This is a genomic window from Kitasatospora sp. NPDC058965 (genome assembly GCF_042741245.1).
GTDB lineage: Bacteria > Actinomycetota > Actinomycetes > Streptomycetales > Streptomycetaceae > Kitasatospora.
Map to the genome: position 1 here is coordinate 1 of NZ_JBHYKG010000306.1, position 10,010 is coordinate 10,010.

At 71.4% G+C, this 10,010-nt stretch carries 8 protein-coding genes and 3 tRNA genes; 4 read left to right on the plus strand and 7 right to left on the minus strand.

The window, feature by feature from the left end; translation table 11 throughout:
* Positions 1-142: 142 nt before the first annotated feature.
* Complete coding sequence (locus tag ACFW1A_RS33390) at positions 143-1,030, minus strand: carbohydrate-binding domain-containing protein (protein WP_380415688.1); 888 nt, start codon at positions 1,028-1,030, stop codon at positions 143-145.
* A 396-nt stretch (positions 1,031-1,426) separates the two neighbouring features.
* On the opposite strand from ACFW1A_RS33390, the gene ACFW1A_RS33395 reads away from it, so the two are divergent.
* On the plus strand, positions 1,427-2,659 hold the full coding sequence (locus ACFW1A_RS33395) for a GNAT family N-acetyltransferase (RefSeq protein WP_380415694.1): 1,233 nt from the start codon (positions 1,427-1,429) through the stop codon (positions 2,657-2,659).
* A 123-nt stretch (positions 2,660-2,782) separates the two neighbouring features.
* Here ACFW1A_RS33395 and ACFW1A_RS33400 read toward each other — a convergent pair.
* The 4 genes from ACFW1A_RS33400 to ACFW1A_RS33415 form a co-directional block, all read right to left on the minus strand.
* A tRNA-Leu gene (locus ACFW1A_RS33400) sits at positions 2,783-2,859 on the minus strand.
* A gap of 5 nt (positions 2,860-2,864) precedes the next feature.
* Positions 2,865-2,937, minus strand: a tRNA-Leu gene (locus ACFW1A_RS33405).
* Between the two features lie 31 nt (positions 2,938-2,968).
* A tRNA-Trp gene (locus tag ACFW1A_RS33410) sits at positions 2,969-3,044 on the minus strand.
* A 182-nt stretch (positions 3,045-3,226) separates the two neighbouring features.
* Positions 3,227-3,700 (minus strand): hypothetical protein, encoded by a 474-nt coding sequence (locus ACFW1A_RS33415; RefSeq protein WP_380415697.1) that lies wholly within the window; start codon positions 3,698-3,700, stop codon positions 3,227-3,229.
* 142 nt (positions 3,701-3,842) lie between these two features.
* Here ACFW1A_RS33415 and ACFW1A_RS33420 point away from each other — a divergent pair, with 142 nt between their 5' ends.
* The 3 genes from ACFW1A_RS33420 (at position 3,843) to ACFW1A_RS33430 (ending at position 8,085) form a co-directional block, all read left to right on the plus strand.
* A complete protein-coding gene (locus ACFW1A_RS33420; RefSeq protein WP_380415708.1) occupies positions 3,843-4,871 on the plus strand; it encodes a hypothetical protein in 1,029 nt (342 codons plus the stop codon).
* A 331-nt stretch (positions 4,872-5,202) separates the two neighbouring features.
* A complete protein-coding gene (locus ACFW1A_RS33425) occupies positions 5,203-7,317 on the plus strand; it encodes a P-loop NTPase fold protein (RefSeq protein ID WP_380415699.1) in 2,115 nt (704 codons plus the stop codon).
* A 123-nt stretch (positions 7,318-7,440) separates the two neighbouring features.
* Positions 7,441-8,085 (plus strand): hypothetical protein, encoded by a 645-nt coding sequence (locus ACFW1A_RS33430; RefSeq protein ID WP_380415702.1) that lies wholly within the window; start codon positions 7,441-7,443, stop codon positions 8,083-8,085.
* Positions 8,086-8,094: 9 nt separating this feature from the next.
* Here the strand turns inward: ACFW1A_RS33430 and ACFW1A_RS33435 are convergent, their stop codons facing one another.
* Together ACFW1A_RS33435 and ACFW1A_RS33440 are read right to left on the minus strand one after the other, a co-directional pair.
* Complete coding sequence (locus ACFW1A_RS33435; RefSeq protein WP_380415704.1) at positions 8,095-8,772, minus strand: hypothetical protein; 678 nt, start codon at positions 8,770-8,772, stop codon at positions 8,095-8,097.
* Positions 8,773-8,959: 187 nt separating this feature from the next.
* Positions 8,960-9,724, minus strand: a complete 765-nt coding sequence (locus tag ACFW1A_RS33440) for a phytanoyl-CoA dioxygenase family protein (protein WP_380415706.1) — start codon at positions 9,722-9,724, stop codon at positions 8,960-8,962.
* Between the last annotated feature and the right edge of the window lie 286 nt (positions 9,725-10,010).

Sequence of the window (10,010 nt, forward strand, 5' to 3'; positions counted from 1 at the left end):
GTACGAGGACGATCCGCCGGCACGCCCAGCCGGGCGCCCACCACCGCGCGCTGATCCGACAAGATCCGAAAGAGAGGACCTGGCCGACGGCTGCAGCGCCCCGGGGACGCGGAGTCCCCGGGGCGCGGGGGACGGTTGAGCGTCAGATGGCGGGCACCTGCACCCAGAAGCGGGTGTCGTTGCTCAGGTTGGCGGAGTTGGCGTCGAGTTGGGCCTTGATCCAGTACACGGCGGTCCGGTAGTTGGTGATGTCGGCGGTGTTGGGGTCGGCCAGGCCGGAGGAGCCGTCGCGGTGTCCGGCGAACCAGGCGGAGAGGCCGTAGTGGCCCTGGCTCTGGTGCAGGCAGGAGACGTCCTGGCCGAGGTTGCCGTTGAGCGCCGCACCGTTGTTGTACTGATCGGCCGACTGTCCCGAGAACTGACTGCAGGCTGCCCTGAGCATCATCCAGTTCTGCTTGAAGATGCCGAAGTTGGCGGCGTCGCCGGACTTGTTGTCGCCGTAGGCGTAGGTGGCGGTCATGGTGTCGGTCTCCAGCATCGCGACTGCGAGGTCCAGCGTGTTGCCGCCGGCCGCCGCCACCTGGCCCTTGCGGCTGCCCAGGCCGCTGACGGTGTAGGAGCCGCAGGTCATCCCCGACGGGCAGGCCGTGCTGCCGGAGCCGCTCGAACTGCCGCTGCTGGAGCCGGTGTCGGCCTTGCCGCCGCGGACGACGCAGGAGTGGTTGTTCTCCCAGCCCCAGCCGTCGCCGTTGGCGTCGGCCGAACTGGCGTTGACGCAGTACGGGTAGCCGTTCGGCGCCGTGGCCGCGGCGGCGGGACCGGGGTCGGCCTTCCCACCCCGGACGATGCAGGACTGGTTGTTCTCCCAGCCCCAGCCGTCGCCGTTGGCGTCAGCAGAACTGGCGTTGACGCAGTACGGGTAGCCGTTCGACGCCATGTCGGTGGCAGAGGCTGTCGGTGCGGTGGTGACGGTGACGGCCAGGGCGGCGACGACACCGAGGAGGGTGGTCAGGGCGGCGCGGGTGCGCATCGGAGGAGGTCCTTCCGTGAGGGCGCAGGCCGCCGTCGTCGTCCTGGCGAGCGGCGGCCTGGCGGGTGACGCGTGCGGGTGGGGTGGCACGGGTCATCCGGTGTCGGCCGAGGCCGCCGACTTAACCGGTTAACTGACAAGAAACGTAGGGTTGATCTGGCGAGGTGTCAACCCTGCGGCCGAGTTCCAGTGGCAGATGCTCAAACGGTTACCTGACGGAATGTCATCGCGGCGCGCCGACCTGCGCCGTTCGGCGTGGTCCGCGGCGGCCGGAGTCCGACCCGGTCGGCTCCGGGCCCGGCGAAATCCGGTTGACCCGGTCGCGAGTCACCGCTGCACTGTGGGTCGGGCACGACCAGAAGTGGTGCCCGACACCAAGGGGAGGCAACACCACCGATGGACATCCGTCCCACCACCGACCAGGACCTCGACCTCTTCGTCGGCACACTTCATGCCGCGTTCGCGCTCCACCCGGAAACCCCGAACGAGGACGGCAGCGGCGTCTGGTGGTCGGCGCTCGAGATGGACCGGGGGCTGCTGGCGGTGACCGCGGACGGACGGCCCGTCGGAACCGCCGGCGCGTACTCCTTCGAACTCACCCTGCCCGGCGCGATCCTGGCCCCGACCTCCGGGATCACCGCTGTCGGCGTGCTGCCCACGCACCGGCGCCGAGGCGTGCTCACCGCGATGATGCGGCACCAACTCACCGAGCTTCGGGCGCGCGGGGAGTTCCTCTCCGTCCTGCTGGCCTCCGAGGCGCTGATCTACGGACGGTTCGGCTACGGGCCGGCGACCTACACGGGACGGATCACGGTGGCCCGCCCTCAGGCCGCCCTCACCCCGCCCCGGGTGCGGGGAGCGGTCGACGGCTCGGCGACCGGTCCGGATGCCGGCTCGGTCGAGGTGCTGCGGCGCGCCGAGTGCGGCGAGATCCTGGAAGAGGTCTACGACCGGTACCGGCGCAACCAGCCCGGCGCCCTGTCCCGGCCGCCGCGCTGGTGGGCCCGCGGCGCGGGGCAACCCCCGATCGCCCCCGCGCCGCGCTATGTCGCCGTCCACCGGGACGCCGACGGTGTCCCGGACGGGTACGCCAGTTACTCGCTCAGCGACGGCACCCTGACCGTCGACGAGACCATCACCACCGACGATGCCGTCACCACGGCCCTGGTCCGGTTCCTGCTCGGCCACGACCTCGCCACGAAGGTCGCGTTCAAGCACTTCGCGCCCGGACACCCGCTGCGCTGGCAGTTGGCGGACTTCCGTGCCGCGGAGGTGAGCAGCGACTCCGACTGGCTCTGGGTGCGGCTGCTGGACGTGCCGCGGGCGCTGACCGCGCGCGGGTGGTTCACCGACGGCGAGCTCGTCCTCGACGTCGACGACCCGTTCCTCGGCGAGCGCCACCGCTGGCTCCTGACGGTCCGGGACGGCAAGGCCGACTGCGTCCCCACGGACCGGGACCCCGACCTGTCGTTGGACGTGCGGGACCTCGGCTCGATCTACCTCGGCGGCACGGCGCCCAGCACGCTCGTCCGGGCCGGCCACATCCGCGCGCACCGCCCGGACGCGGCCGTGCTGGCCGACGGCCTCTTCCGGGCGGAGCGTGCTCCGCACTGCCTGCACTGGTTCTGAGGGTTCGTCGGTTCTTCAGGTCGGATCGCACCTGCGCCCACCCCGGAACTCGGGGTGGGCGCGTCGGGTCGGTGCGGGCCCCCGGGCGTCCTCGCCGGCGGGGCCCGGACCGGTCGACTCGGGTGGTGGCGCTGACAGGAGTCGAACCTGCACCCTGCGGTCCCTCAGACCGCCGCCTCTGCCAATTGGGCCACAGCGCCGTGCGTAGCGTCGGTGCGATTCGAACGCACACTGCGCCGGTCCTGAACCGACTCCCTCTACCGTTGGGGTACGACGCCGAGGTCGGGCGCACGGGTCGCGTGCGCCCACTGGCTGGCCTGGCAGGAATCGAACCCGCAACACTCCGCTTTGGAGACGGATGCTCTACCAATTGAGCTACAGACCAGTGCGTCGCCGAGGAATCGAACCTCGCCATCCCGAAGGAGCAGGGGTTACAGCCCCGCTTGCGTCCCAGCGCTCAACGCGTGTGCGTAGGAAGAGAGTAGGCAGCCGGGGGCGGTAGGGGCGACTGAATATCGCAGCCGTTCGGCGGGAGGAACGGCTGCAGGATCACCTGGGCCCGGGCCGTCAGTCCACGACGAACGGTGCATATCCCACCTGCACCTCGCTCACCTGAAGGTCGGAGAACAGCAGGGTCAGGTTGTGCGCGTTGGTCTCGATGCGCACCTCGTGGAAGTCGATCCCGAGGGCCGTCGACCACCGTTGGGTCGCCTCCGATTCCGGGAGAAGCGTGGCTCCCGGGTACAGGCCGTGCCACTTCACACCCCAGACGTATCCGTCGAGGTCGACGCCCGTTTCGTGGTCGATGAGCCGGTCGTCCAGGGATTCCCGCCAGGTCTCCGGTCGCACTGACGTCTCACAGCGCGCCGCCACGCAGTACCTGAAGAGATACCGCAGGTGGGAGGGTGCGATGCCGGTACGGGGATCAGCCGTTGCGTAGACGATGACCTCGTAGTCGCGCATGTAGTCGGTGTATCCGTGGTGCACGACAGCGTGATCGAAGGTCTCGTCCAGCATCTGTTGAAGTACGGCAGTGTCCATGTCGCCCTTCTACCTCATCGGCGGGACCTTCGAAGCGATGCACGGGGATCGGCCGGGGACGTTCTGGTCGGAGAAGGCTGTGCTCGCCCACCGCCCCGGCCGCGGGCGGCGCCAGGGCTCCCAAGGCCGTAGGGTCGCGTGCATGTCGAGGACCACACCGCCGCGCCCGCTCGACGTCGAAGCGCTGTTTCCGGAGCTGAAGGCCTACCGGGGCACGACCACCCGGCTCCACCCGCGCCCTGGGCGACCGGACGTGGCGGAGAGTTCGGTGGGCGGCCCGGTCCTGTGGCCGATGGACGAACCGTGGCCTGTCTGCCCGGAGCCTCACGCTCATGGACGTGGCCGCCGGCTGACGGACGTCCACCAGCACCGTCAGCTCCTCGCCGCTGCATCGCGCCGGGAAGCGGAGCCGGGCCCGACAGACGACGAACGGCACCTGCTGAAGGAGCTCGAACGTCGACACCGCATCGAGGCGGTGGTGGCCGCGAGCCCGCTCCCGCTGATCGGCCTTGCGCAGCTGTACCGCAGGGACATCCCCGATTTGCCGACCGGGCCGGGCGACTGCGATCTGCTCCAGGTGTTCTGGTGCCCGTTCGACGCGCACGGCCCGAGCGGTACCGGAATGCTGCTCGATCTCCGGTGGCGCAGGTCCTGGGAGGTGGCCGAGGTGTTGGCGGCGCCGCCGCAGCCGCAGGTCGTCGGGTTCGAAGGGTACGTTCCGGAACCGTGCGTTCTCAATCCGGAGCGAGTGATGACCTATCCGTTCGCCGGCCTGCTCCCGGCGGACCTGGGTTCTCGGATCGACGCCTGGGAGGAAGCCCTGGAGGAGGCCGAGCAGTCCGAGGACGAGGAGGACGCGGAACCGGTGGCTTACCAGCACGATCTGTCCATCCCACCGGGCTGGCGCGTCGGGGGCTTCGCCTCCTGGCACACCACCGACCCGGACGCCGTGGACTGCCCGACCTGTGCGACACCGATGCACCTGCTGCTGACCATCGACAGTTCGGAGTGGGACGGCGGGAGCGGCAGTTGGACACCCCTGGAGGAGCAGGGCCTGCCGCCGCATCCGTACGCCGGCCCGACCAAGGTGACTGTGGGTCGCGGGGGCGAGCTCAACGTCTTCGCCTGTTCTGCGGATCCTGCGCATCCGCATCGCTGGAGCATCCAGTAGGGGTCGCATAATCAGGGGGACTCACAGGCGCGTGCGTTCCTTCCAGGTGCGCCTGCTCATCAGGCGGGCACGGGCAGCTGTGCCGGGCCACCACCGCTTCACCAGTGCGCCGGTGGTGCGCCGGTGTGGGCAGGGTGAGGTTCGCCGGGGGTGGGTGGGCGGCCGGTTTTCGTTGGTGGGATGTGGGGAGGAGGGCCGTGCATCTGCGGGGCCTTCCCAGGTGCCCCTGCGGCGGTGGGGTTGCGGTCCTTCCGTGGCGCAGGGGCGGGGGACGGTGGTGGAGGGGGCGTTCGTGAGACGGGAAGAGCTGTTCGCGGAGGTACTGTCCCGGGTGCTCGACGAGCCCGAAGTGGTCACGAGTACGAGCAGCGGCGGCCCGAGTGCGGCGGAACTGCGGCGGGCTGCACAGAATGAGCAGGCCGATCTCCTGAGGCAGGCTCAGGATTCGGAGGCGTCCTACCAGCAGGCACTCGCCCAGCAGCGGAGGGAGGGTCGGCTCGGGGTGCTGTTGTTGGCCGCCTGCGTGGTGGTCGGGCTGCAGGTACTCGCGGCAGCGGTGGTGGGCGGTTGGGACCAGGCCCTCAAGGACTCCCTGACGAAGCACCAGCCCGTATCGATCGAGACTGCCGTGTTCCAGGGCATCGGGGTCGTCCTGACCTTGGCGATCTTCGGCGGGGTCGCGGGCTTCGTCACCTGGTGGGCCTGCCACTACCTGTCTCCCGGCGTACGGGCCGGCAACGCGACGTCCCTGGACTTCCAGGTGCTGATCACTGGGGTGATCACCTACGGTGTCGTGGCGTTCTTCTGTGCGGTCATCCTTTCCGGTTTTGCACCGGAGGTCGCCTGGCAGCTCGCGCACCACCAGCCGCTCGGGAAGAACGACGGCAACCTGCTCGAAGGGTGGATCCTCCTCGTCTCGTTGGGGCTCTTCGCGGGTGTGGCGGGCTTGTTGTGGCTGGTCGATTCGGCGGACCTCAGGCAGTTCGGTGCCGGCGCCGGTGTTGACGTCGAGCGGTTGGCCGCCGACTGGCGGGAGGTGCTCCGCCAGGTCCTGCTGGGCTTCGTCCGGGAGCAGATCAGCGAACGCACCGAGGCCCGGTACGCCACGCTGCTCAGCATCAGTGACGCCCCCGGCCTGCGGGAGTTCAGGGTCGGCCGCCGCCACGTGCCGACCGGGGCCGACGAGCAACTGCTCACGATCAGCGCCGGGATGGACAACGGCAGCATCGCGCTGTCCGGACCGCGTGGAGTGGGCAAGTCGCAGCTGCTGCACGCGTTCTGCTTCCCGAACGATCCGGCGGGAGCGTCCCCGAGGCTCAGCATCATGATGTCGGCACCGGTCCTCTACGACCGGCAGGAGTTCATGCTCCTGCTGTTCGCCAAGCTCTGCCACGAGGTGGTGCGTCAGCGTCTCGCCACGGCGCAGGCGGCAGAGAAGCACCTGCGCTGGATCCGCTACCAGCAGACCCGTTCCGCCGAGGCGACGGTCAGCGCCGGTTGGCGGAGCTGGGGAGTGGCGGCGAGGCGGGGGACGGAGCTCGCGCAGCAGCCGCGGACCTACCCGGAGACCGTCGACCGGCTCAAGGGGTTCCTCGGCGAGACGGCGCAGGTGCTGGGCAGCGGTCAGCGGTTGGTGATCGGGATCGACGAACTCGACCGGATCGAGCCGACCGCTGCGGCGAGCACCTTCCTCAACGAGCTCAAGGCCGTGTTCGACGTGCCGGGGTGCCTGTTCGTGCTGTCGGTCTCCGACGAGGCTTTGCGGGAGGCGGAACTGGCGCCGGTCGGCCGACGGGACGCCTTCGACAGCGCGATCGACGAAGTCGTCCGGGTCAACCCCCTCGATCAGACCACGGCCGAGCGGCTGCTGGCCCCTCGGGTCATCGGGCTTCCGGTTCCCTTCACCGCGCTGTTCTACTGCCTGTCCGGCGGGATGCCGCGCGATCTGCTGCGCACGGCCCGTGCGGCGGTCTCGTACATCGCGCCGGACCGGCCCCGCCCGCTGGCCGAGATAGCCGGCAAGCTGGTGGTGGAACGCGAACTGGCCCGGATCGCCAATGCGGCCGGCGGTCCGGAGGACCCTGCCGGGCTCCTCCAGCTCTTCCGCGCGGAGGTCGTCGCCGAGCACGGCGGGCTCAGTGAGGTGGGGAACCTGATCCACGAGCGCGCCGCCGCCACGGCGGAGGGCGCGCGGATGGCCGCGACCCTGGCCAACCGTGCCTACCACCTGGACACCGTGCTGAGGATATTCACCGCGGATCTCACCAGGGACCAGATCGTCCTCGCCTCCGACCCGACGGTCCCCGGCTCCTTCGCCGTGCTGGCCAGAGCCCAACGCGAGACCGGAACGGCCGACGCGATGGCCCGCGCCACGCTTCAGCGCGTCAGGCAGGCCTGGTCATTGCCGGTGCTGCCGTCACTGCCGTCACTGCCCCCCGTAGCGTGAGGCCCGGAAGGCGATCCCGCCCGTCCGCCGCTCTTCCGGATGTCGGTCCTGTCGGTGGCTGCTGAGAGGCTGTCAGCCCACGGCGGGCCGTCTTCCAGGGCCTGCGGAGAGAGGAACACTCGGATGCACGTCGCCAAAGCACTGTTCGAGCATCTTGCGGACGAGCTGCCGATCACCGAGCAGCACGGCCCTTTGAGGTTCCACTCGGTGGGCGAGCTGGCGGTGCCGTCGGGCACGGCGAGCGTGTTCGACCCCACGTCGGGCGAGGCGGACGTGCTGGAGGTGCCGGCGGGCAGCCACCGGGTGTACGTGGTGGTGGATGCGGCGCCGGGAGCGGAGCCGGTGGCTCTCGGCGTGCTGCTGTGGTTCGGCGGGGCACTGCCGGTGGAGCGCGGCGAGTATGCCGGGGGTGTGCTGACGCATTGCGGTGCGGTCTGCCTGAGTGGCGCGGACGGCGACGACGCCCTGGTGGGCGGTCTCGTGAGGCTGGCCGGGCAGGAGCTTCGGCGGCGTGCGGAACACGGGCGGGACCGCGGTCTGCTGCCGGTGTTCGAGGACGCCTGCGGACAGTACCGGCCCGATGCCCTGCAGCCGGTGGGGGAGTCCGCCCCGGGTGCGTTCCGGGACGGCTGGCACCTGCTGTCGGACGAGGAGAGCGGGACTAGTGTCCTAGCCGTGCTGGACCACGGTGAGGGCGGCAGCATCTACCCGTGCCTCGATGCGTACGGGAGCGAGGTCGCCCACCTGGTGGAGTTCGAGACCGATTGACGTGCGCCGTCACCCCGCGACCGCGGCCTCGCCCTGGACCACGGTGACCGGGATGCCGTTGCCCGCCGCCTGCGTCAGGCGGTCGTGCAGGGCTTGGGAGGCCGCTCCCTGGGCGGTGGTGGTGATCTGGATGCCCGAGGCGTCGGTGGTGGCCGCGAAGGTGTAGAGCGGGAAGCCGAGCACCGTCGGGCCAAGGGCGGCGACCCGGTCGGTGGCATCGCTCAGGGTGCGGTGGGAGTACCGGCAGCGGTAGAGGTCGAGGCGGGTGAGGTCGATCTTCGGATCGGCCTTCTTGGCGGCCGCGGCGAGGGCCTGGCCCCGGGTCAGGTCGGTGACGCAGAGGGCGACGCGGCCGACCGGGTAGTCGGTGATCTGCGAGCCGTACACGTCGGCGAAGGCCTGCCGGCCCTGCTCGCCGACCGCCTGGGACAGTTCCTGGGCCTCGGGCGTGTTCGCGGGTGTCCCGCCGAAGCTGGTCGGGGGCGTGGTCGGCCGGGCCTGCTGCCACTGGGCCTCGGTCGGGCAGGCGCCCGGGCCCGGACTCTGCGGGGCGGCGTCCGAGGGGGGAGAGGTCGGGCTGAGCGGGGCCGTGGGCGGTTGCTGGCTGACGACCGTGGCGTTGCTGCCGCAGCCCGCGACGGCGAGGGCGGCGAGCGCGAGGACGGCGAGGCGAAGCGGCGGGCGCATGTCGGCTCCAGGGCGGGCGAGTTCGCCCGAGGTCGGGCGAGGTCGGGCGAGGTCGGGCGAGGTCGGGCGAGGTCGGGCGAGGTCGGGCGAGGTCGGGCGAGGTCGGGCGAGGTCGCTGGTGTGACGCGGCGGTTCGGAGCTCGGTTCCCCCCGACCCTGGTGGGGCGAGCCGTCCCGGCGGGCTCCGTCAGCGGTCGGGCACCGGGCGGAACTCCAGCAGCGGGTCGGTCACCGCCGCACGCCAGCGGGCCCGGTGGCCGGTGGCGTGCAGGCGGTAGTAGACCGTCTCGCGGCGCGGGTCGCCCGACCTGCCGTCGTGGTTGCCGATGTTGTGGGCGAGCAGGTAGTGGGCGAAGAGGGCGCTGCCGGCCGGGCCGGTCAGCTGGACGGGCTCGCCGAGGTCGATGCGCGGGTAGGGGCCGGGGCCCAACTCGTCGATCCGGGTGAGGGCGTCGGCGCCGCGCTCGGCGAGGTAGGCGCCGAACCGCAGGTGGGTGCCCGGCCAGACCCACAGGTTGCCGCGGTCGGGTGCCTGGTGGTCGGTGAGCCAGAGGCCGGCGAGGAGGGAGAAGGTGCCCGGGCGGCCGCTGGGTTCGCCCGGGGTGAGGCCGTCCACGTGGGGGCCGCCGGGGCGCTGCGGCCATGGTGGGACGGTGGTGGCGAGCTGGGCGAAGTCCGGCTCCTGGAGGGGGAGATCAGGGCGCAGGAGCTGGGCGCCGAGCTCGCCGAGGCCGGCCCGGTGGTAGAGGTCGAGCAGGGGGTGGCCCTGCGGGCCGAACCGGGGCCAGCGGAAGTCGGGGCCGGTGTGCCCGGCGGGTGCGGGCTCCGCGTCGAGCAGGGCGGCAGTGTCGGCCCGGGCGTCGGCGAGCTGCCGGGCGTCGAGCACGCCGGGGACGACGAGGTAGCCGTCGGTGCGGAAGGTGCGGCGCATCTGGTCGGTGATGGCGGTCACGGGGGACCAGTAGACGGGCGAACGGCTCGCTACGGCAACCGAATTGATGGTCGCGTCGAGCCCTCGGGCGGGGCGTGCCGGTGCGGGGAGCGGCGTGGCGACGCAGTTACCGGCGGAGGGCCGCGAGCGCGGCCCGGTGTGGGAACGACAGCGGCGGTTCGAAGAGGACGATGCGCAACGGTTCACCGCTCCGGGCTCCGCTCCGGAGGATGCCTCGTCACCGTACGACGGCGCCCCGGGGCGGGACTCGGAAATTCCGAGTACCGCCCCGGGGCGGCGGTCGGGG